The 23511-nt window shown below is 33.1% G+C and carries 23 protein-coding genes and 2 pseudogenes; 9 read left to right on the forward strand and 16 right to left on the reverse strand.

What is annotated here, in order from left to right:
- Positions 1–232: 232 nt before the first annotated feature.
- Positions 233–784, forward strand: a complete 552-nt coding sequence (gene satA / locus ILS93_RS03365; protein WP_222659946.1) for a streptothricin N-acetyltransferase SatA — start codon at positions 233–235, stop codon at positions 782–784.
- Between the two features lie 96 nt (positions 785–880).
- Here the strand turns inward: satA and menA are convergent, their stop codons facing one another.
- The 5 genes from menA to ILS93_RS03390 form a co-directional block, all read right to left on the reverse strand.
- A complete protein-coding gene (gene menA, locus ILS93_RS03370) occupies positions 881–1792 on the reverse strand; it encodes a 1,4-dihydroxy-2-naphthoate polyprenyltransferase (protein ID WP_222659949.1) in 912 nt (303 codons plus the stop codon).
- A 431-nt stretch (positions 1793–2223) separates the two neighbouring features.
- On the reverse strand, positions 2224–2607 hold the full coding sequence (locus ILS93_RS03375; RefSeq protein ID WP_078214456.1) for a hypothetical protein: 384 nt from the start codon (positions 2605–2607) through the stop codon (positions 2224–2226).
- 187 nt (positions 2608–2794) lie between these two features.
- On the reverse strand, positions 2795–3367 hold the full coding sequence (locus tag ILS93_RS03380; RefSeq protein ID WP_078214455.1) for a histidine phosphatase family protein: 573 nt from the start codon (positions 3365–3367) through the stop codon (positions 2795–2797).
- 218 nt (positions 3368–3585) lie between these two features.
- Positions 3586–4740: a 1-deoxy-D-xylulose-5-phosphate reductoisomerase gene (locus ILS93_RS03385; protein WP_222659951.1), complete on the reverse strand. Its 1155-nt coding sequence runs from the start codon at positions 4738–4740 to the stop codon at positions 3586–3588.
- 92 nt (positions 4741–4832) lie between these two features.
- The gene (locus tag ILS93_RS03390) at positions 4833–6086 is read right to left on the reverse strand and encodes an MDR family MFS transporter (RefSeq protein WP_222659953.1); all 1254 of its coding nucleotides are present in this window, start codon (positions 6084–6086) and stop codon (positions 4833–4835) included.
- A gap of 102 nt (positions 6087–6188) precedes the next feature.
- Between ILS93_RS03390 and ILS93_RS03395 the strand changes: the two genes are divergently transcribed.
- Positions 6189–7835, forward strand: a complete 1647-nt coding sequence (locus tag ILS93_RS03395; protein ID WP_000361822.1) for an ABC transporter substrate-binding protein — start codon at positions 6189–6191, stop codon at positions 7833–7835.
- Between the two features lie 431 nt (positions 7836–8266).
- Here the strand turns inward: ILS93_RS03395 and ILS93_RS03400 are convergent, their stop codons facing one another.
- The 4 genes from ILS93_RS03400 to ILS93_RS03415 form a co-directional block, all read right to left on the reverse strand.
- On the reverse strand, positions 8267–8695 hold the full coding sequence (locus tag ILS93_RS03400; protein ID WP_000022547.1) for a DUF5412 domain-containing protein: 429 nt from the start codon (positions 8693–8695) through the stop codon (positions 8267–8269).
- A 141-nt stretch (positions 8696–8836) separates the two neighbouring features.
- Positions 8837–9271 carry a GNAT family N-acetyltransferase gene (locus ILS93_RS03405; protein WP_222659955.1) on the reverse strand — a complete coding sequence of 145 codons (435 nt, stop codon included), beginning with the start codon at positions 9269–9271 and terminating at the stop codon, positions 8837–8839.
- Positions 9272–9465: 194 nt separating this feature from the next.
- Complete coding sequence (locus ILS93_RS03410; RefSeq protein WP_222659957.1) at positions 9466–9648, reverse strand: hypothetical protein; 183 nt, start codon at positions 9646–9648, stop codon at positions 9466–9468.
- A gap of 106 nt (positions 9649–9754) precedes the next feature.
- Complete coding sequence (locus ILS93_RS03415; RefSeq protein ID WP_222659959.1) at positions 9755–10489, reverse strand: hypothetical protein; 735 nt, start codon at positions 10487–10489, stop codon at positions 9755–9757.
- A gap of 230 nt (positions 10490–10719) precedes the next feature.
- Here ILS93_RS03415 and ILS93_RS03420 point away from each other — a divergent pair, with 230 nt between their 5' ends.
- Positions 10720–11460, forward strand: coding sequence for a hypothetical protein (locus ILS93_RS03420; RefSeq protein WP_222659961.1), 741 nt, complete (start codon positions 10720–10722; stop codon positions 11458–11460).
- A gap of 827 nt (positions 11461–12287) precedes the next feature.
- On the opposite strand, the pseudogene ILS93_RS28915 reads toward ILS93_RS03420, so the two are convergent.
- A pseudogene (locus ILS93_RS28915) lies at positions 12288–12368 on the reverse strand (histidine phosphatase family protein); the annotation flags it as partial.
- A gap of 1 nt (position 12369) precedes the next feature.
- Here ILS93_RS28915 and ILS93_RS03425 point away from each other — a divergent pair.
- Positions 12370–12672 (forward strand): annotated as a pseudogene (locus tag ILS93_RS03425) (IS4 family transposase); the annotation flags it as partial.
- A 336-nt stretch (positions 12673–13008) separates the two neighbouring features.
- On the opposite strand, the gene ILS93_RS03430 reads toward ILS93_RS03425, so the two are convergent.
- The 6 genes from ILS93_RS03430 to ILS93_RS03455 form a co-directional block, all read right to left on the reverse strand.
- Positions 13009–13284 (reverse strand): hypothetical protein, encoded by a 276-nt coding sequence (locus ILS93_RS03430; RefSeq protein WP_001176332.1) that lies wholly within the window; start codon positions 13282–13284, stop codon positions 13009–13011.
- Positions 13285–13521: 237 nt separating this feature from the next.
- Positions 13522–14406 carry an alpha/beta fold hydrolase gene (locus tag ILS93_RS03435; protein WP_222659963.1) on the reverse strand — a complete coding sequence of 295 codons (885 nt, stop codon included), beginning with the start codon at positions 14404–14406 and terminating at the stop codon, positions 13522–13524.
- 174 nt (positions 14407–14580) lie between these two features.
- On the reverse strand, positions 14581–15576 hold the full coding sequence (locus tag ILS93_RS03440) for a CgeB family protein (RefSeq protein ID WP_064475756.1): 996 nt from the start codon (positions 15574–15576) through the stop codon (positions 14581–14583).
- Positions 15577–15841: 265 nt separating this feature from the next.
- The gene (gene mntA, locus ILS93_RS03445) at positions 15842–16777 is read right to left on the reverse strand and encodes a manganese ABC transporter substrate-binding protein/adhesin MntA (RefSeq protein WP_064475757.1); all 936 of its coding nucleotides are present in this window, start codon (positions 16775–16777) and stop codon (positions 15842–15844) included.
- 17 nt (positions 16778–16794) lie between these two features.
- Positions 16795–17661, reverse strand: coding sequence for a metal ABC transporter permease (locus ILS93_RS03450; protein ID WP_088046750.1), 867 nt, complete (start codon positions 17659–17661; stop codon positions 16795–16797).
- Positions 17658–18407: a metal ABC transporter ATP-binding protein gene (locus ILS93_RS03455; protein WP_064475759.1), complete on the reverse strand. Its 750-nt coding sequence runs from the start codon at positions 18405–18407 to the stop codon at positions 17658–17660. Before ILS93_RS03455 ends, ILS93_RS03450 begins: the two co-directional genes overlap by 4 nt.
- A gap of 322 nt (positions 18408–18729) precedes the next feature.
- Between ILS93_RS03455 and ILS93_RS03460 the strand changes: the two genes are divergently transcribed.
- Genes ILS93_RS03460 through ILS93_RS03480 form a run of 5 tightly spaced genes read left to right on the forward strand, consistent with a single transcriptional unit; the run spans position 18730 to position 23327 of the window.
- Positions 18730–19089 (forward strand): ArsR/SmtB family transcription factor, encoded by a 360-nt coding sequence (locus ILS93_RS03460; RefSeq protein ID WP_098112166.1) that lies wholly within the window; start codon positions 18730–18732, stop codon positions 19087–19089.
- Complete coding sequence (locus ILS93_RS03465; protein WP_222659965.1) at positions 19079–21523, forward strand: heavy metal translocating P-type ATPase; 2445 nt, start codon at positions 19079–19081, stop codon at positions 21521–21523. Before ILS93_RS03460 ends, ILS93_RS03465 begins: the two co-directional genes overlap by 11 nt.
- A 59-nt stretch (positions 21524–21582) precedes the next feature.
- Positions 21583–22167: an SCO family protein gene (locus tag ILS93_RS03470; RefSeq protein WP_088046748.1), complete on the forward strand. Its 585-nt coding sequence runs from the start codon at positions 21583–21585 to the stop codon at positions 22165–22167.
- Between the two features lie 51 nt (positions 22168–22218).
- Positions 22219–22899: a DsbA family protein gene (locus tag ILS93_RS03475; protein ID WP_098112168.1), complete on the forward strand. Its 681-nt coding sequence runs from the start codon at positions 22219–22221 to the stop codon at positions 22897–22899.
- On the forward strand, positions 22896–23327 hold the full coding sequence (locus ILS93_RS03480; RefSeq protein ID WP_088046746.1) for a disulfide oxidoreductase: 432 nt from the start codon (positions 22896–22898) through the stop codon (positions 23325–23327). Before ILS93_RS03475 ends, ILS93_RS03480 begins: the two co-directional genes overlap by 4 nt.
- Positions 23328–23511: the final 184 nt, after the last annotated feature.

The following is a 23511-nucleotide window of genomic DNA, read 5'->3' on the forward strand; positions in this document are numbered from 1 at the left end:
TCAGAAAAATATTTGTTTCTAATTTGAAAACTAGATATACACCCAAAATAAAAAATACTACTCTTCCTAATTAAAATTTAGAAAGAATGGTATTTTTCTATTTGCTTATTTTTAATGAATGTTTATAAAGATAAAATACAGAGATAGCCTTACTATTGAAATTCCATTATAATTTTGTAATTGGAATTCACATAAAGAACCAGAAGAAATAATATGATTTGGAGGTATCACGATGAGCCTTTTAATTAGAAAGTTAGAAACAAATGATTTAGACACTCACCCTGAGATTGATGACAGTTTTATAGTGAATGCGCGGTTAATTCTTTCACTTTCAAAAGCCAATAGACGCATAGAATATACAGTAGAAGACGTTCCGAGTTATGAAAAAAGTTATTTACAAAATGATAATGAAGAACTGGCGTACAATGAATATATAAATAAGCCCAATCAAGTAATCTACATAGCACTGTTACATAACCAAATCATCGGATTAATAGTATTAAAAAAGAATTGGAATCACTATGCTTACATAGAAGATATAACGGTGGATAAAAAACATCGTACACTCGGGGTTGGTAAAAGATTAGTTGATCAAGCAAAGCAATGGGCAAAAGAAGGCAACATGCCCGGGATCATGTTTGAAACGCAAAATAATAATGTCGCAGCATGTAAATTTTATGAAAAATGTGGATTTGTAATAGGTGGATTTGATTTTCTTATTTATAAAGGTATGGATATGACAAGTGATGAAGTTGCAATTTATTGGTATTTTCACTTCGAATGAAAATGTTCTTAACGTTAAACAAACTCAAAATAAACCCCAATCTCTCTACATTAAAATTGAGAAATTGGGGTTAAGTTATTTAACAATAGTTTTCATTTAAAACAAGTAGCTAATTAATAATCCTGCTGATAATAAGAAGCCGAAAATCGTATTTGTCATCGCTGTTGATTTCATTGCGATGCGCATATACCCGGGATTTTTTGCTCCTTTTTGGAAACTTTGAATAGCAGAGATTGGCTTTCTCAAACCTAGGAACATAACTAATGCCCAAGGGCTTATATAACCCATCAATACAATTACGGCGATCCATAAATAAGCAATGAAAAAGGCTACAGCTAGTGTTACTATTGCTTTTTCTCTCCCGAGGAGGATTACTAATGTCTTTCTTCCACCTTTAATATCTTCTTCGATATCTCGGATGTTATTAGACATGTTAATTGCACCGACTAAAATTCCAATTGGAATGGAAATCAATACACTTTCAATCGTTATCGTATTCGTTTGAATAAAGAAAGCAATGAGTACAAAACATGTCCCCATTAACAATCCCGAAACTAATTCTCCAAACGGAGTGTACGCAATTGGTAATGGACCACCTGTATATAAATAGCCAACCGCCATTCCAATTAAACCAATGACGACTAACCACCAGCTGCTATTCATACAAATATAAACTCCAATAATTGCTGCTACTACATACAATAAAAGCGCAACTGTTAACACATTTTTCGGTTTCAATCCGTGACGGACAATTCCACCACCGATACCAACAGAATCAGCGGTATCTAATCCACGTTTGAAATCATAGTACTCATTAAATAAGTTCGTTGCTATTTGCAACGCTAAACATGCAGCCATCATCGCAATAAATAAAAGCCAATGAATTTTTGCAACATAAAGTGATGCTACTGTTCCTAAAATCACAGGAGAAAACGTCGCCGTTAATGTATGCGGGCGCGTCATCTTCCATATTAATTTAGCGGAACTAATTTCTTTTTCATTCCCCATAACTCTGTTCAATCTCCCTACATTTTAAATATAAATGACTAGCAGTATCTTTCTATCTATTTTCTGCCACGCATCTATTATATCAAAAAAAGAATTGGCGATAGAACTTTAATGCTCTTGCTTACACTATAATTTTGCATCAAAATATCGTTTTTTCTAATATGGGGTGGTACCCCACATCCATCAACTTAAGAAAACAGATTCACCCCAAAACGAAAAAATGAGCTTAATTCTCAAATATAACTGTCGAGAGGTAAAATTTTTGTTTTGGTGGTGCTTCAAAATATTAGCTTGATAGCGATGGGACTGACCCACTAATACTATATTTTAATAATGACTCTTTTCATGAAACAAAACTCAGTTATTAGTCTAAACTATTTTTTAGATTTAACAATAACAAGTGTGCTTCTTTACCTTTCAGATAGTCTCTATTATTCTAATTTCTTCATTTCTTTCAGCCGTTCTATATCCTTTTCTGAAGCGTTTTCTATTTTATACAGTTCATAGCTACCCTTTATCTCATCTATCACTACAAATTCAACTTCATTCCGAACATAGCTTTTGGTTTTCCACTTTTTATAACCAATAACATTATCTAATATAGTTTTTCCACTATCTTTTTTATATAAATTATAGCTAACAGGTGGACGTCCAATTACATACTTATTATCAGAAAATCCGACTATATCATCCCTTCCTAATCCTGTCGAAACACTCCAGACAAAAATAATCCGAAATATAGAAAAAACAACAATACCACATATGAAAAAAAATAGGATTGATTTAAAAAATAGCTTTAAAGATATCCTGTTCAAAAACATCCCCTCCCATTTCACCTCGGGATAGCAAGAACAAAACGTGAATTTTGTACGCTAAGAAACCGAATTTTTTAGATTTTTGAAATCAGTCCCCCGTCAGTGGCATAAGAAAAAGAGTTACCGCAGTAACCCTATTGCTTATAATACACGTCACTAGGAAAAGCTATGGATGAATAAAGTCAATCTATGAAATTTCCCACAATCTTTTAACCTCCACCAATTCCTGTCCATTAAATTCCATTCTATATATATCTGGCTTTGATGTCTGTAGTAAAAAATTCAAATCATACTTACTGTCATAATACCCCATCATCAACGTCATAATAGCTCCATGAGTGCCTACTACTACTTTCTGTCCTCGATAGGTGTTTAATAATTCTTTTAAGACTTTTATAGCACGTTTCTGACAGTCGACATTAGACTCTCCTCCCGTTAAAGCAAAGTCGGGGTCTAAAAATGACTTTTCTATCAAAGGAAATAATTCTTTATCCGACATTCGTTCCTCTTCAGCAATAAAAATTCTCTCTTTTAAGTCTTCAAATACTAAAACTTCTTGTCCTATTTGCTTCGCTAACTGCTGAACAGTTAGAATTGAACGATTGTATGGACTCGAGATAACAACGTCGATCCCCTCACCTTGTAATATATCTGTTATTCGTTGAACATCTAATTTTCCTTTTTCGGTTAATCCTCTTGTTGCTTCTTTTCCAAACTTTGGTGAATCTCCGTGCCTAACCATATATATGAAAGTTTTCATAATTACCTCCAATTTTTTTATGTTTCTTTATTCCGTATATAGCTTATATTAATTAAAAAGGACTTTCCCAATGAGCATAACTAATAATTACTATAAATCCTTCTGCATGCGATATCTTAAACACATTTCTTTACAATTCCACAAACGTAAATGTATAAAAACAAAAGAACACGTAAAATGGAGAGCTAAAAAAGACGAGTTCTGTTCTAGCTCTTATTTCATTTTCTAATTAATAATTCGTTTGCATATTCACGAGCCCAACGATCGGCGTCTAATACTGTTTCCAAATCTGGATTTGCAGTGCTATGATGAGCTTCAAGAGTAGAATAAATTGTTTTTTCCATATCAAAAAACGAAATTTTATTTTGTAAATATAGCGCATTTGCAATTTCATTTGCTGCATTTAAGACAGCTGGTGTTGTACCACCAATTTTCCCTGATTCATACGCATAATGTAAGCAAGGGAATTTTTTGAAATTTGGTTTTTCAAAGTGTAGGCTAGCTATCTCTAGTAGGTTTAATTTTTTATAGTTTGATTGTAATCTAGTTGGATAATGGAATGCATATTGAATTGGCATTCTCATGTCAGGAGCACCGAGCTGTGCCATGATGGATCCGTCTATAAATTCAACTAAAGAATGAATAACACTTTCTTTATGAATTAAAACATCAATTTTCTCATACGGGATATCAAATAACCAACGTGCTTCCATAACTTCAAAGCCTTTGTTCATTAATGTAGCTGAATCAATGGTTAGTTTTGCTCCCATTAACCAGTTGGGATGCTTTAAGGCATCTTTAGCTTGTAAGATTTCCATTTCCTCACGTGTTTTATCTCGAAATGCACCTCCTGAAGCAGTAACAATAAGCCTCTCAATTTCTTGAGTATTTTCCCCATTTAAACATTGAAAAATGGCAGAGTGCTCACTATCTACTGGAATTAAGCGGCAGCCGTTTCGTTTCGCTAAATCTGTCACAATATGCCCTGCTGCAACTAATGTTTCTTTGTTCGCAATTGCTATATCTTTTTTCGCTTTTAATGCTTCAATTGTTGGAAGGAGACCAGAGACACCGACAACTGAAGATAATACAAGATTAGAATCAGGGTAAGTTGCAACTTCAATTAATCCATCTGTTCCATATGTGACTTTTGTGTCCGTAGAAATTCGCTTCCGAAGTGCATCTGCTAAATCTTTTGTGCTTACGCTTACAATTCGAGGGTGAAATGTATGTATTTGTTGTTCGAGAAGGTCAATATTGTGATTTGCTGTTAAACCAATAATTTTAAAATGTTCCGGATGAGAAGTGACTACATCTAATGCAGACGTACCAATTGAGCCAGTTGAACCAAGAATCGAAATATATTTTACCATGATAATTCCTCCAAATTTGTATACTCCCTCTTTACACACCTATCCTACGATTCTATAGAAAGAATAGTGTATATTTCATTTTAGGTACTATATTATATTGAAATTTTATTCAATCTTTCCTGTGATTGACTACTAGTTCTAACAAACAGACCGTCATATAGGAAGAATGCCCCTATTATTACAATCATACCAATATAAACAGACATCATCGTAGGAATTAAGAATGCACCGACGATAATAGTCATTCTTGCAATTAGGTCCGCCCCAATATCTGATAGACCCGCAAAGGCTGAATATGATCCTCTCTTGTCAGCTGGAATCATATTAGCTTGTTCTGCATTTCTGATTGGTGAGTAAACAAGTTCACCAACAGTAGCAATAAAGTTAAAAATAATTAGTACGTACCAAGTGTTTGAAGATGTTACTGCCACATAGCCTATCCCATAGAGCACAAGACCTAAAAGTAACGCCTTTTTCCCACTTATATGATCTGTAAATTTATTTATAATAAATGTTAAACATACTACTAAAAGCATATTTTGTATATTAAGAATACTTAGCATCCTCACTCCTACTATTTCAAAGTCCCCCATGCTTATTGGATTGAATGTTTCTGAAAGTCGTACACCAATATAACTGTTTAAAGAAAACTCTGCCGCAAATATGCAAGTAGACCCTATTACAACTCTTAAAAATGCTCTATCTTGAATAGCAATTTTATAATTTTGAATTAGATCAAGTACTATATTTTCCTGCCTTTTTTCTAAGCACTCTTTAACTTCTGTAACTAGCCAAATTTTATAAGCAATCGGTACTGTAGCAGAAACACAAGTCAGTAGTATAAACAACTCTTGTTGATGATTAATGTATAAAAAACCACCTAATGCTGCACCAATTGCCATAGAAAGATTCATAAGCCAATAGTCAATTGTATAGACAGCCTTTCGATTTTTCGGTGTAGTTGAGTCTATGATGATAGCTTGCATGGATGGACGCCCAAGACTGCTAGTTATTATAAAACCTACATAAGCGATTGCAAATAACCAAATCATCTTATCTGTCGGATATAAGCTTAAAGTCATGAATAAAAACATCAAAGTACTAGAAAAAGAAGTTAACAATAAGATTTTCTTTCGTTGAAATCGATCTGAAATGTAACCTCCAATTAAATTTGAAAAAAAACTTAACATAACCGTTAAGATTAAAAATAAACCAGCCCATACTTTATTTATTTCTTGAGCAAAAAACAATGCCATAAAAGGCATTACTGCTGATGTAACAGCACGATTAAAAAATGATGTAATTAAGCGTACTTTTATATTTTGTTCAAATTCTTTCCAATTCATCGTATCTCCTCCCCTTGTCTAATGTTATATTAAACTAGACTTATCAAATTAAAAATGGACACCTTCAGAAAAACATGTCCACTTATAAAAGGAGATAGGAAAATGGATAAAACTTTACTGAATCTATGGCAATCATTTTCTTCTGGAAATATAAAAATACAAGACCTAGCAGATTTTTTAAATTTAAGTACAAAGCAAACCGTACGTTACTTACATAAATGGATGGATGAAGGTTGGCTAACTTTCATTCCTGGAAAAGGTAGAGGAAACCCCTCATCTCTCCAATGGTTGAAAAATGTAGAACAAATCTATGAGTCACAAGTAATGGAAATTATGGACCAACAGCCTGTTGAAAAAAGTAGTAAATATTTACTATATAATTGGTCTCCAAACAGTAAACTACGCTTAATGACTAAGTTTCATTCAAAATTTGGCTATATACATAATTCAGATGACAAATTAATTATTCCTAGAAGGAAGCCCCTTTTAACAACACATCCGCTCGAGGCTGCCGATGTACATAGTGCACATATTGTTGCGAATGTTTTTAATCGACTTGTTTATATGGATGAAAAGGGGAACATATTCCCTGAAATAGCTCACAGTTGGGATTTAACTCCATCTACGCTTAGACTATATTTAAAAAAGTCTATAAAATTTCATGATGGCTCCATCTTAACAGCGTCTGATGTGAAATTATGTCTCTCAAAATTACGCAGTCATACATACTATAAAGACTTATGGGCACCCATAGAAAAAATAGAAGTTGTATCACCACTAATTCTTGATATACATTACCCAAAGGGGTGTAGTTATTGTTTACAAATGTTATGTATGATAAATACAAGTATTTATAAAGAAAATAACGGTCAAATCATAGGAAGCGGTGGTTTTTATATAGGAGAGAATAGCCTGGAGAAAACATCATTGATAGCATTTCATGATTATTTTCAAGAAAGACCTTTGCTAGATACAGTAGAATTCATTCAAGTCCCTCTGGAATTTGATACTATTTATCAATCTTCCAAACACCATAAATGTAATTCTACTTTTCAAGTAGAAAGGAATTCCGGTTTTGGCGTTATAATTATGAATGCTTGGCGCGATTCTTCCATTCAGCACATAGATGTTCGTAATTACTTACATTCTATTATCGCTAACAATATAAATCATATTCATGAATATGATTCTCAAAAAATCCCAAATATTAAAAGCTGTTTAAAAGACATAGATCATCAAATCAATATCCCAAAAAGAAAACGTCCTGAATTTAAAGAACCACTTATTATAAAAGCTACTCAGTATACAGAAGCAACCACAAAATGGTTAATGAATATCTTAGAAAAAGAAAATATACCTTTTCAAGTTAAATGGGTTCCATTTGAAAACTATCTTAGGGATGAAAAACTTAATGAACAAGTCGACCTTTTTATTCATGGTGAAGTATTCGAGATGAATCAAGAGATATCATTTTATTATTTTTTAACAGCTAGATATTCACCATTGGCTAAAGTTTTAAAAACAAATAAATCACTAAGAAACCAACTATCTAAATACAAACATACACATTTTGAAGAGTGGCCTTTATTAAATAAGAATCTTGAAAAAGAACTGATAGAATCCTCTATTATGATTCCCTTATACTATGAAACACGTCAAATTCCTTTTTCATCAGACTTAACGAATATTAAGATGAAATATTTTGGGTATGTGGATTTTTCTCAACTTTGGATAAGACCTTTAATATAAAATTCGCAAGAAACCTAATCCACTTATAATAATTATCACCCTATTTAATTTCCCTGATGCCAAAGGTGAATTTTTTAGGAGTACGGATACATCGCTATCAGGTCAATTAAACTGGTATCTTAGAGTCATCAACTTAAACAACAAATAACACCATCTCCATTTTTTCAATATTTTGAAGGACTCACAAAACAAAATTATTATCTCTCCACAGTTAACTATGAGAAGTTAGCTCGTTTTTTCGTTTTGGGGAACCATCGGTTTCAAAGCTTGATTACGATGTAGCGAGACTTCTTAATATAACATCAATTTATCAGTAGTCGTATCTAGAAACCTAAAAAAAGTCCATTTAGAAGATCTAAAGGGACTTTTCACTCATATAATCCTATCTATGGTTAAACAAATAAAATTGAATAAATTTAATTTTTCTTGTTTTATCTAATAAATTGTTTAGGCATTTCTTTAACGTGCTTATCATCATCACGCCAATCATAGGTTTCTTTCTGTGAAATATCTAAAGTTTGATCTCCAATTCTAACAATATTCTTATTTACCCATTGGATATATGGATCCGTATCTGGATAGTTCCAATATATATTTTTCTCTGAATCTGTATCAAGGTTAACTAATTCACCCCTAACAGCATCCGCACTTAATGATCCTGCATTATGAAAATAAGTCTTAATGAGATATTTTCCATCTGGAGATTTCACTGTTCGAATTAATTCACCTTTTGGAACACCTTGCAAACTAAAAAATTTCCAATATCCAAATCCAATTATAATTACTAACATAGTAAGTATAGTTATTAATACTTTTCTTTTTGTTTTTTTAATTTTACCTTTTGTATTTATAATACTCACTCATTCAACCCCAGTCCATAGAATATAAACCATATTATACCTTTAAAAAAATGGTTTATATATCCAAAAATGAAAATCCTAACTTAATAGTTTTTATAAAAGGGCATATTTCACATAATTCTCGATATCGGAAGTCAATCTCTATCCTAAGATATGATCTCTCTCTTTCCTAACTAAAATAAGATAATGACCATTATATTTATTTACGTTTGTAAAACCTAATTTTTCATAAAATGAGGTTTTATCTTCTGTTCCTAAAGCAATGGTACGAACCCTTTCTACTTTTGGGTGATTAATTAATTTTAGTATTAATTGTTTGCCAATGCCCTTACCTTGATACGAATCATCTACTACTACATCATAAATTTCTCCCCAGCGTACACAGTCTGTAAGCATACGGGCGAAACCAACAATTTTATCATTATCAAATGCTGCTACTAATAACGGAGTATTTCCTAGCATTTCTTCCCATTCCTTTATATCTGTTGGCATTTTCCAAGTAGCTACTCTGCGGAAAATTTCTTTAAGTTCTTTTAGTTCAATGTCATCCTTATTATGGCTATACGTGATATTCATGGATGTTCCCCCTTCAGCTAAATATATAAAGTATTAAATTCTAGGTAAGAAGAATCAATTCCTTTATGCATAGCTTATACATGATCGATTAACATAACGTATCATTATCGGTAGCAAGGAAAAAGGAGGAACCCTAATCTCACAAGGGAACCTCCTTTTTTTGTTCTATGGATCTATGCATTTTTTATACATTCCTATCCTAGCGCGGTTTTAGGGTTCTTGTTTGTTACTGGATTATCCGAAAATTCGTATAAAATCTTGCATACTCTTAGCGTGGTTTTTTTCCGAAATGCTGGCGGTCCCCCTTTTGCATCTTCAAAAAACTTCATAACACTCGCTAATATTTCTTGCTTATCTACTACTAACGATAACGACAATATCCCCTTTATATTCCAGCATAGTAAACTCTTGAAATATGGATTTTACGAATTTTTAAACGGTCGACTATTGGTTCGATATTTTCATTATTCAATCCCATAATTCTTACCAAGAATCCCAAGCTGTATCTCCCCCTACAAATATTTTGTGAACATACGATTTAAAAGTACCACCTGAAGTAGTGTTTCCTTCAAACGATAGATAACCATATGCACTACTACCGCTATCTTCTTTACCTTTCACTATTGTAGGTAATCCAATATTTTTACTAACTAAACCAGTAACACTCGGTCCATATACTTTACTAAGACTATCATAACCACCTTTTACAAGTGAATAATCAGCTTTAAAAGTAGAGCGTACCGATCCGCTTAAACGAGAAACTGACCGACCATAATAATTAACATAACCTGAACCAGTAGTAGAAGTACCACCTGAAATGACTTCTTGTTTATCTGTGGCTTTAACTTTTTCAACAGTACCACCTGTAATAGTTTCTAACGTAACAGACCCATCTAAATATGTTGTTTTCTTTTCTGTACAAAATACACCATTTTCATCTAAATATTCTTTAGATTGTGTAAGTCCAGTTCCTACTTTTTCAGGATTCTCAGCGTCTAATATTTCTCCTCTTTTAATCTTTTCAATCAACCTTATTTGAGTTTCTTCTGAAATCCCACCTATAGTGAAATTGTCTTTTATTTCTTTAATTAATTCTTCGCTAAGCATTTCTTTTTGTGGTGCTACAACAGGGTTTGCTTGCACTTCTGCACTACTAATAGTTGGCGATCCAGCTATTGTTAATCCTAATACTAAAGCCAGTCCTAATTGTTTTTTCATAAACAATCTCTCCTTGTAATGTTTTTGAATGTCTGGAAAAATAATACATTCAACACTATAAAGATAACACAACTTATTACAAATGATTTCAGAATCCAGTTTTTTCAATTAAAGTCATAATATTCTGAATATTTTTTCTCAAGTTTTAACGATTCCACTAAGTAATGTAAAAGTTGTATAATACTGGTAGTATTTGTTTTTTAAAAATTATGGGATAGGGAGGAAAAAATATGAAACTAGGGAGTAAGATTGCAGCAGGGATATTTACGTTGTCATTAGCTATTGGTTCATTTGCACCTTCATCTTTTGCAAGTACAACAGAGGTTAAAAAAGAAGAACAAATCAAATCTATTAAAGAAAGTTATGGCGATACCAAGGTTCAAAAATCTTTAATAGAAAAAGTAAACAATGGGGAAACTTTAGATAATGTTAATCCTGAAAAGAAATCGCTTGGAAAAAAAGAAAGAATAAGTGAAACAGCTACCTTAACAACTTTTCCAGATGGTTCAAAAGAAGAGACGGGAATTGATTATAGTGAAGCGAAGTTTTTTGATGAAAAAGGAAATGAAGTGCAACCTAGTAAAGTTCAACCGATAAAAGGCATAAAGGGACCTCAAGGTAGTATTACTGGCGGGACTTGGACAAGCGGTTCAGGTTATTCTTGTGTAAAAGGTGCAAAGGTATGGCGTCAATCATACGGAAACTTTAATGTTCAATATTATGTGGATTATTGTAATCACAATGGTGCATATGATAAATTAGATCGAGTTTGGGGACGTACTCTAAGTAATGTTCATGGTTCGTACTCTATAGAAAAAGAAGGTGTTTTTAGAACTTGGGAACAAAGTGGTGGTTATGCAGCCTATGGAGGCGTAAAATTTGCCTATACAGACGAAAACGGTAGATCAAGTACTCAATATTTATATGTTCATGTTGGAAATGATCGTGCTTGGGAAGATGCGAATTTTTAAATATATTTAATATGAATAACAGATAAAGGAACAGGGATATATTCCTGTTCCTTTATCTGTTATTCATATGTTTTTGAAAAATTATTTTTCTTTATGATTAATTGTATTTTTAATTTCATTAAGGAGCTTAATAACTTGTTTTTGATAGTCTGTTTGATTTTTTAAATATGTTATTAAGTTAAGAGTTAAAAATATCCCTAAAAAATATAAAGAAAATTTTATTAACGTGTCTATAATAACCAGGAATATCGAAGTATTTGGAAGAAACCAATAAAATGGCGCAACAATTAATAAACTTAAAATTAACGCAATCCATAAGTTGTTTTTATTCAAATTTATCACTTACCCTTCCTTTAAAATTAAAGTATTATTCTATAATCTTAACATATTCAATACATATATATGTTGAGAAAAGTATAAGTTAGAATCAAGAAATTTAGAGAAGATTTTAGGATACAATTCTGCAGATCTTAATCAAAGTATTATGTCGCAAATAGCGAATATCCCTATTATTACAAATCTAAGGACTCATTTTAATCCAGAGTCCTTAGATTTTTTTCAACACTTAATGGGGTACAGCCCATCGCCATCAAGTTAAGAAATACATTCTTCCCCAAAACGAAAAAATGAGTTGTTTTTGTTACGTTACCAGTTCTAACAAAGATTTGCTACGTTATTCCATTTTCCAATGTGTTTTTGATTTTTCAACTATATCTTCTTCAAATGATGAATGAAACAAATGTCAAGTAACCCTAAAATATAATACACTTACGATGTACTATATTTTAGGGCTACTTGACGTTTACTTTATATAATGGAATCTTCGACTATATACATTCTAAGTGATTCGTATCGTTGATAAAATGAATTACTTTTTCTTTATCCGTAAGTTCAATCATACTAATCCCTTACGGACAATTAATAAGTATCCTTCTTTGTTCCTCCACCATGTTTCAAATGCGCCAACTACTCCTCATCAAGAAGAAACGAGAATTAAGCGAATATAAAGCAACTTATATCATAAAAGATTATTTCTTACTTATTTATCAATCTTTGCAAAAAGACACCCAAGAATTAACAAAGATATTGTTTCGGCTGTTCAATCTTTTGCAGAAAAACGGACAAAAATCCCATAGGTATGAGAAGAAAACAGTCTTTGATATCTTAGACGTCGTCTACAACTTTTCCATGTCTCATAATCATGTAGCGTAATTCAAAAAATCGAAACCTAATAGGGTTTATTTGATATGCAATTCTATAAAAAACTTACACGGGATCTTTAGAAAAAAGAAGAAATCTCGCGTGAAATTAAACTAATATAAGCTTAGCTTGATGGGCATGGGGTGGTACCCCTAATACCCCATATTAGAAAAAGAAGAGTTTGAATCCTTTAACGTACAGGGCGTTCCATATATCATTGTAAAGGATCATGAAAATAACATTCAAAAATTAATTCTTAGATTCAGCACTCAATCATTAGAAAAGGCTATTTTATAATAATCATCAAAAAAAGAAACGAACAAAAATGTTCGTTTCTTTTTTTGGCGTTTAATGCTCAAGAAAACTTATAACCGCATAAGTATATAGAACGACTAGAGCAAAGGCACATATTCCCATAATTATAATCGCTAGTGCGCTTTTCTCTTGTCTAAACCCTATAATCCCAAGAATAAATGCACTCAACATTGTTACCTTAAGCATTGTAGAAAGGTTGGGAATAGAATATCCACTCAACCAGGTAGAGAAACTTACAATTACAGAAAAAGAGAACAACGTTAGAACAATAGATAATATATTAATGTGCTTTCCATACTTCAGTTGCATTTCGCTAGCCTCTTTTCATTAGTGAATAATAGGTAGGTGACTATTTTTATTCTATTCTAAATTTTCTTGAAAATCTACAACAAAAAGAAGAGGTTGTCCCAAAAAGTCGCTGAATAGTTACTTTTTTGCAACCTCTTTTCTTTATTTTTTACTTTCCTCTAGTTTAGAGATACTTGTTTCTTGTACAGGTAACGTATCAAGAAAATCCGTTGCTAAAATTCGAACAACGGACCTCCTTTATATGAACCAATGTAAAACATCCTCAGCAATCTCTTCTGGTCTATCCCAATGCATTAAATGCCCTGTATCTGTATAAAGCTTAGTTGTAATATCAATATGCTTCCTAAATTCCGCAATTTGCAATTCTCTTATTTCTAAATAATTATGTGGAAGATCACAATACAATAATAAAATATCATTTTTAATTTTATGAGATTTCAACGTTTTATACACCGAATATTGAAACTTAATTACACTTCTAGCAGTATCGCCAGTAGCATGCCATTTCACTTTATTATCTTCTTCTCGCATTAAATCATAAACCGCACGCTCTATTAATGGCGACCATCTAGTGTAAACCATTTTTTCTGATTGGATGAACGCTTCTTTACTGTCAAAAATATATTCATCAAAATCTTTCTCATAATGGGTAATTTCTTCTTCTAATGACCGCGGTGGACACTCTCCTTCTTTCGCATCTTTATATAGATTCGCAAAATAATCCGCGTTCATTTTACCATGATGATAACCACCATCTAACAATACCATTTTATTCACTTTTTCTGGACGTTCTGCTGCATAGTGAAGCGCAACGCTTGCTCCCCATGAATGTGCTACTATATGAAAGGTTTCTTTTCCTATTTGCTCAAGTAATGCTACTACCCAATTTGTTAAATGAGATGCATCGTAATCTTCATCCTTCCCAAAACTCGGTGTTTTCCCATGTCCAGGTAGATCAAACGATACAATATGATAGTTATCTTTTAAAAGCTGCGCTATTTCGATAAAACTTAATTTTGTACTTCCTAAACCATGAAAACAAATGATTTGAGGATTACTTTTATCTCCCCATTCACAAACACTTGCTTCATATTCGCCAAATTCTACAAAAAAGTGATTCATTTTAATCTCCTCTAATTATCAGATATAAATTAGTTTGAATGCGAAATTGTTTTTTCAGAATAAATGAATTCGACAAAATTATCCAAATCTCTTTTTCGTAAATGATTTTATAGAATACGAGAGTTAACTCTCGTTGAAAGCACGAAACGCTTTTCATTTCAGTTAATGGTTAGACTACATCTTCACGCCTATGAAATTAATATAGTTTAATAGTTGTAATATGCGTTTATCATATGTGTGATTTTTTAAAGTTCTATCCAGTCCATTTTTTGCAATTTGTTTTCTTTCTTGTACATGTTCCAAATAATACTCTGCTTTTTGTATAAAATCTGGTGCACTGTAAAAGGTTTCTATTTCAACACCTGGTATGTAATGCTTTGCTACATCTGGGCGTATATCAGTTAATTGAAAAGAACCTACAGCATTAATTTCAAACGTCCTATTGTTTACTGAATATGCTTGGATGTTTGCAGCATTACAATTCAATTCCTGATCATTTGGTGAACGGTGTAAATTTATATTGATTTTAGTTGATACGTAAAATTGTAATGCATCTTCATACTTTGCAAGTGGCAAGATTTGTATTTTATTCTTTAACCTTTCATAATTCTTTAACTTCTCCCAACCGAATCCCACAATTTTTATGTTTTTTTCTACTAAATACTCTGAAATAGAATCAACAAAGTTAATTCTATTTTCAAATGCTGTACCTATAAAACTAAGATCATACTTATATGTATCTTCTTTCTGAGAAGGCTTAAACACATCTTGATTTGCTGCTAACGGGAGATGAAACACATTATTACATCCTAACCCCCTATAAAACTTGATACAATTTAAATCTTGCGTAAATATGTAATCATAATACGGAACAAGATTTTGTGTTACATCCGTATAATACGGATCATCTGTCAACCAAAGTCCAGTAGTAAAACCTGCACTCTTTAGGACTGGCATGACACTAATACATCCCTCGTTTAAACCACTAAGTACCAAAATAAAATCCGGTTTCATTTTTAATGCAGTTTCTACCGCTCGTTCTGGGTTCACCATAATTGTATTACTGTTTACCTTTTGTAAACTATTCAAAATTGCTTCTTCGATCATTGGGTAATAAAAAGGAATTCCTGATTGGATAAATAAAATTTTTTTAGGCGTATTATCTTTCATGTCATCCCCCCTATTTCTACATAATCAAAGTGCGCAAAAATTAGCAGTCTTTATTCATTTTATGACATCTTACTTTACATGTATAAGCAACGTTTATGTCCATTATGTTGAACTCCTCTCATTTTGGAAGCTGGCACGAAGGGAATAAAACTAGGTCATATTCAGTCCAATTATTAATAAAACATGGTACATAAAAAAAGAGCCAATTCACATGAGTTGGCTCTTTCTTATCGTATAAAACTTCAATAGTTACACTAGCTAAGTTTTACTTTTGTAACCCTTTAATAATGGTATCTGTATTCCATTTCATCATTTTCAAGTAAGTATCTCCATCCTCACCTGATTTACCTAGTGAATCTGTAAAAATTGTACCTGCAATTGGTACGTTTGTTTCTTTTGAAACAGTTTCCATGCTACGTCGATCTACACTTGTTTCAACAAATAAAGCTGGCACTTTGTTTGTTTGAATTACACTTACAACATCTCTAATTTGATCTGGTGTACCTTGATTTTCTGAGTTGATTTCCCAAATGTATCCCGTCTTAATGCCATATGCTTTTCCAAAATATTTAAATGCACCTTCACTAGAAATTAAGAAACGTTTTTCTTCAGGGATTTGATGAATTCTGTTGACTGTCTCATCATGTAATTTTTGAAGTTCCGCTACATACTTGTCGGCATTTTTAGTATAGAACTCTTTATTTTTAGGATCTTCTTTAATTAATGCCTTCTTCACATTTTCAGCGTATACAATACCATTTTTAATATTCATCCAAGCATGTGGATCTGGTTCTTTTTCTAATCCTTTTGTTTCTAAATAAATAGCTTCTACACCTTCACTTACTTTATAAACAGGTGCATCTTTCTCTGATTTATTTGCCGTTTTTAATAGTTTTTTAAACCATGCTCCGCCCTCTTCTAGGTTTAACCCATTGTAAAACACCATATCTGCATCTGTCATTTTCATAACATCTTTTGGTAGTGGATCATATTCATGTGGGTTAGCTCCAATTGGAACAAGACTATGAATCTCAACTTTATCTCCACCAATTTGCTTCACCATATCATATATAATGGAGTATGTAGTTACAACTTTTAATTTCCCACTTTTCTCTTCTTTCCCATTTGTGTTACTAGAACACGCTGTTAATGCAAATACGAAAATACAAAGTATTGATAATAAAACATTTTTGAATTTCATCTTTATCCTCCAATCAATTATGACAACTCTGCTCTATTTTTTCTAATTTTGATAACTCTCCAAAACAAACCTTGTGACGGTGAGAAAAAGAATGCCAATGCGAATAAGAATGTTGCAACAAGAACAATCGTTGCACCTGAAGCAAGATTATAAGAGAAACTAAAATATAGCCCTACTACAGATGAAAGTGCACCAATACCTGCCGCTAAATAAATCATGACCCATAAACGGTTTGTTAATAAATACGCTGTAGCCGCCGGTGTAATAAGCATAGCGACAACTAGAATAATTCCTACAGTTTGAAGTGAAGCAACTGTAACCATTGTAAGAAGAATCATTAAGCCGTAATGAATCCACTTATTTGGCAACCCATAACTTTGCGCCATCGTTGGATCAAAAGTAGATACGAGTAGTTCTTTATAAAACAAAATCACAAGACCAATAATGACAACTCCAATAATAAGTGTCATCCACATATCAGAAGAACGAACTGATAGAACATTCCCAAATAAAATATGATACAAATCCGAACTACTCTTCATAAAGGTAATTAAAATAATCCCTACAGCGAAAACAGATGTAAACATAATCCCTATCGCCATATCATGTTTAATTCGACTATTTTGACTTACAAACCCAATTCCGACTGCAGTAATAACTCCTGTTAAAACGGCTCCTATAAAATAGTTCATACCAATCATATAAGAAAGTGCTACCCCTGGAAGAACAGCATGTGAAATGGCATCCCCCATTAAAGCCATACCTCGTAAAATAATAAAACAGCCAATTACGCCGCAAATCACTCCTACCATCACGGAAGTTAATAACGCCTTCTGCAGAAAACCGTACTGCATTAATGCATCTATAAATTCTATAATCTTCATGATGAATGTACCTCCGCTGCATTATTAAACAATATGCCGTGATTTACATACGCTTTTGACATAACAGTTGGTTCTAGTACTTGCCTTACTTCTCCGTAATGAATTAAGCTCTTATTCAATAATAGCAATTTATCAAAATACGATTCTGCTTTACTTAAATCGTGATGTACTACGACAATTGTTTTCCCTTCTTTGCGTAATTCTCTAAGGATTTTAATAATTGTCTCTTCACTTGTTACATCAATTCCTACAAATGGTTCATCTAGGAAAAATATTTCTGCCTTTTGTGCTAATGCTCTCGCTAAAAAGACCCGTTGTTGTTGTCCACCTGAAAGCTCACCAATTTGACGATTTTTAAATTCCTCCATACCGACTTTTTTTAGACATTCAAAAGCCCAATCTCGATGCTCTTGCTTCGGTCTTTTCATCATCCCTAAAGATGGATACGTTCCGATTAGTACCACATCTAAAACTGTAATCGGGAAATCCCAATCTATATCACTTCTTTGTGGTACATAAGCAACATGCTTTCTAGCACTTCGAATATCCTCTCCAAGGACTTGAACATATCCCTTATCACTTGGAATTAGATCTAAAACAGCTTTCATTAAAGTAGATTTCCCCGCACCGTTTGGACCAATAATTCCAACGAGCTTCCCTTTTTCAATATCGAAGGAAACATTTTGAACTACTTGATTCCCTTGATAAGATACAAACAAATCTTTGACAATTATAGCCTCATCCATTTTTTGTGCATTCCCCTTTCTTTTTTTCATCTATATAATTATTTTGCACTAAGGCAACTTTCAAACAAAAAAATATAATGCGAATGTAAATTCACACCAAAGTTTCCTTAAGGAAAGTTTTTTATATGAGTCAAATTATATAATCTAGATGCAAATTTGTAAACTTCTTTTTATTACTTTATGAATATATTGTGAAAACTTGCCTCTAAAAAACAAAAATATCAAACTTTTCTCAATTCATTTTGACACACATATTAGTCAATGCTAATATGAATAAAGAATAACATATTAGTAATTACTAATACGAATGGAGAGGATACAATTGTGCAACACAAATGATTCAGATGTAAAAGCCAAGTTCATCCGTGGCTTTGCTGATAAAACAAGATTACAAATTCTTCAATGTATGATGGATGGTGAAAAAACAGTATCTGAAATTGTGGAAATCACGCAAGGAAATCAGTCAAATATATCTCAGCACTTAAACTGTTTAAAAGGATGCGGAATCATCCTAGGTAGACAGGAAGGAAAATACGTCCACTATTCCTTACGCAATAAGCAAATTGAACAGTTACTCACTATGTTTGATGTCGTTTTTCATGAAGTACAAAATGAAGTAGCATCATGTGATAAAAACGATGCTTGTTTATCTCAAAAAGGAGAAAACTGTCATGACAAATAAGAACGAGAAGGAAAAACAAACTTCGTCATGTTGTTCTTCAAAAAAAGAGATTCCAGTTGTTTCTATTGCTAAGAAAACTTCTTGTTGTAGTACTGAAAACAAAACTATAAAAGAAGAGATTCCAAAAGAACCTTCATCATGTTGCTCCTCTAATAAAGAGATTCCAGTTGTTCCTATCACGAAGGAAACCTCTTGTTGCAGTAGTAACAATGATTCTATAAAAACAGAAAATAGTTCTTCCTGCTGTTCATCTGAATTAGCTCTAGAAAAAGAACAAACGACATCAAAGTCTTCTTGCTGTAGTGACAACTCATGCGAAGATGCATCTCCTCCTCGTGCTACTCAGAAAATAGTAGGAGACAGTGTACAAACATACGTAGTGGACGGAATGGATTGCGGGGCATGTGCCTTAACAATCGAAAAACATCTACAAAATGTTTCAGGCGTAGAAGAAGTTCGAGTAAACTTTGCTACTGGAAAAATGCATATTCGTCATGACCGCGATGTGGATGACATTATAAAAGAAGTGTCTAATGCAGGGTTTGGGGCTTCCTTAGCAGGAGCCCGCAGAGGGTCCGCTCCTGTTCAAAAAGCTAAAAATACAACTTTAATTCTTTCAGGATTATTTTTAGCTTTAGGGTTTGGAGGAAGTTTTACAAACATATCACCTCTTCTTATTACACTTCTCTATGCGGCGAGTATCGGTATCGGTGGTTATAAACCTGCTAAAAGCGCCTTTTATGCAATTAGAAGTAAATCACTTGATATGAATGTTCTTATGATATCAGCTGCAATTGGTGCTGCATTAATTGGTCAATGGCTAGAAGGTGCAACCGTTGTTTGGCTATTTGCATTAGGTGCAACTTTGCAAAATAAATCAATTGAACGTACACGAGAATCTATTCGCGGATTAATTGATTTAGCACCGTCAGAAGCTTGGATAAAAGTTGGAACTGAACTTATAAAAAAATCTGTAGATGATATTGCAGTGCATACAACAATTGTTGTAAAACCTGGTGAAAAGATCCCATTAGACGGCACAGTTACAGGCGGCACTTCTACTGTAAACCAAGCTCCGATAACTGGTGAATCTATCCCAATTGATAAACAAATTGGTGATTCCGTATATGCGGGGACGATTAATGAGGAAGGTTCACTTGAGATTACAGTAACTAAACTCGTTGAGGATACTACGTTATCTCGAATTATCCACCTTGTAGAGGAAGCCCAGGAAAAGAAAGCACCGACAGAAGCATTTGTGGATCGTTTCGCAAAAATCTATACACCTATCGTTTTTGTATTAGCAATCGGTGTCATGATCATCCCTCCCCTTCTTGGTATGGGTGAATGGATTTATAAAGGGTTAGAACTTCTTGTTGTTGCGTGTCCTTGTGCTTTAGTTATCTCAACTCCTGTTGCAATCGTATCTGCAATAGGAAATGCCGCAAGAAACGGTGTACTCATTAAAGGTGGTACTGCACTAGAAATTGCAGGTGCATTAAATGCTATTGCATTTGATAAAACAGGTACATTGACTGAAGGAAAACCAAAAGTAATGCATGTGCGAAGCTTAGATTGTACGGAAGATGAATTACTATCCATTGCCGCAACAATTGAAGAATATTCTAATCATCCCATTGCAAAAGCCATTACAACATATGTGAAAGAACATCAAACTTCTCTTCAAAGCGGAACAGATTTCCGCGCCATTGTAGGAAAAGGTGCACAGGTCACGATAGATGGCAAGACCTATTACGCTGGAAATAAAGCATTATATGAAGATTTTGGTGTTTCACTTCAAATGTGGAACGAACCAATCGAAGAAATGCAAAGAATTGGTCAAACCGTAATACTTGTTGGAACGAACAAAGTGATTTTAGGAATGATTTCAGTAGCAGATTCCATTCGCTCTACGACTTATGAAACGATTCAAGAATTAAAACGAGCAGGTATTCAGGAAACTGTTATGTTAACAGGAGACAATGAAGGAACAGCTGAACATATTGCACAGAAAGCAAAAGTAGATCGTTATTTTGCTAACTTACTTCCAGAAGATAAAGTGCATGCTGTAAAACAACTTCAATCTGAAGGAAAAACAGTAGCTATGATTGGAGATGGTATTAATGATGCCCCCGCCCTCGCTACTGCAAATCTAGGAATTGCTATGGGCGGTGCTGGAACTGATACAGCAATGGAAACCGCAGATATTGTATTAATGGCAGATAATCTTGAAAAACTTCCGTTTACGATGAAACTTAGCCGGAAAGCATTGTACATTATTAAACAAAATATATGGTTCTCATTGATTATTAAATTTATTGCCCTTGCCTTTATCTTCCCAGGCTGGCTTACTCTTTGGACGGCTGTCCTAAGTGATACAGGTGCTGCGCTTATTGTAATCCTAAACAGTATGCGTTTATTACGAAACAAATAATAAGATGCGGGGCTACCTAGTAGCTCCGTACCTTAAATAAATTTTGAAAGGATGTACATATGAAAAAAATGCGTGTCATTACATTACTCATACTTATTTCTATCATTACGATTTTAGGAGCATGTAGTGATAGTAAATTAAGAGATTCACTCAATTGGGATGTAGAAAAGTTTACTTTTACAGATCAAAATGGAAAAAAGTTTGGTTCATCTGAATTGAAGGATAAAGTTTGGGTAGCCGATTTTATTTTTACAAGTTGTGAAACCGTTTGCCCTCCTATGACAGCTAATATGGAAAAACTTCAAAACATGTTGCAAAAAGAAGGTATTAAAGATGTAGAGTTTGTATCGTTTAGTGTAGATCCTGAAGTGGACACACCTGAAAAAATAACAGAGTTTATGAAAGTATATGAAATGGATGCGAAGCGAACTCATTTTTTAACAGGGTATACACGACCAGAAATTGAAAAGTTTGCAAAAAATAACTTCCAAACACTTGTAACGAAACCAGAAAACAATACACAAGTTATACATGGTACAAGCTTTTATCTTGTAGATAAAGACGGGAAAGTTGTGAAGAAGTATTCAGGTATTCAAAACACGCCATATGAAGATATGATCCGTGATATTAAAAAAATACGTTAACTAAAAACTACTTATTATGTTTCTATTAACTAAAAAATCCGAGGTGTTTATATGAAAAAAAAGCAAAACTCTCACATCAAATTATTATTCATTGCCACATTAATCATTTTCGTTGCTGTTACAGCTTTCGTCGTTTTAAATAAAGAAGATAAAGTTGCGACAAATAAAGTAATAAAAGATTTACCCCCTATCGGCAAACAACCTACTTTAGGAAAAGAAGATGCACCAGTCTCTATTATTGAGTTTGGCGACTTTAAGTGTCCTGCTTGTAAAGCATGGGGTGAGCGTATCTTCCCTCAGCTTCAAAAAGACTATATCGATACAGGAAAAGTTAAATTTTCATATGTAAATGTTTTATTCCACGGAACAGAATCTAAATTGTCTGCTTTAGCTGCTGAATCTGTTTATAAACAAGACCCACAAGCATATTGGAGCTTCCATAAAGAATTATTTAACGCACAGCCAGCAAATCACGATGATCCATGGATTACTCCTGAAAAACTATTAGAAATTGCGAAAACATATACACCAAGTATTAATACTGTTCAACTTGAAGAAGATTTGAAAAAACAAACAGCGCAAGAAGAAGTAAATAAAGATGAAAAACTAACGCAAGATTACGGTGTAGAACAAACACCGAGCATTGTCATAAATGGAACGATGTTGTCTGACCCTTATGATTATGAACAAATCAAAAATTTAATTGAAAAAGCATTAAAGGACAAGAAATGATGAGTACAACAAATACGCATTTTGAATGGCGTAATTACACTTTATATTTTGCATGGATTGTATCAATGATAGCGACACTAGGTAGTCTATTTTTCAGTGAGATTCTTGGGTTCATACCGTGTGAATTGTGTTGGTACCAACGAATTATGATGTATCCGCTCTGTATTATTTTAGGCATTGCAACGTTCTGTAATGAAAAAAACATAAAAAAATATGTATTAACAATTTCTATTATCGGCGGGAGTATTTCACTTTATCACTATGCAATACAAAAAATCCCTGGCGTTTCAGAGATTAACCCGTGCGTGCAAGGTGTCCCTTGTAATGTCGATTATATTAATTGGTTAGGTTTTATAACGATCCCCTTCTTAGCGTTAATTGCTTTTTCTTTCATTACTTTGTTTATGTTGTTAACGAGATCGAATTAATATGGTAATGGTAGAAAAAGAAATCGAGCTTTTAAATCGCATTCCTTGTTACTGTGAGTATAATGAAAACCCCGACTGTAAGAACAATAGTTTTATAGACGAAAAAAGCAGGAAATCACTCGTGATCTCCTGCTTTTTTTATATTTTAGGTCCTTGATAAGTGAATCCACATATGGCTACCATT

The sequence above is a fragment of the Bacillus sp. 16GRE42 genome, from assembly GCF_019837435.1.
Classification (GTDB): domain Bacteria; phylum Bacillota; class Bacilli; order Bacillales; family Bacillaceae_G; genus Bacillus_A; species Bacillus_A wiedmannii.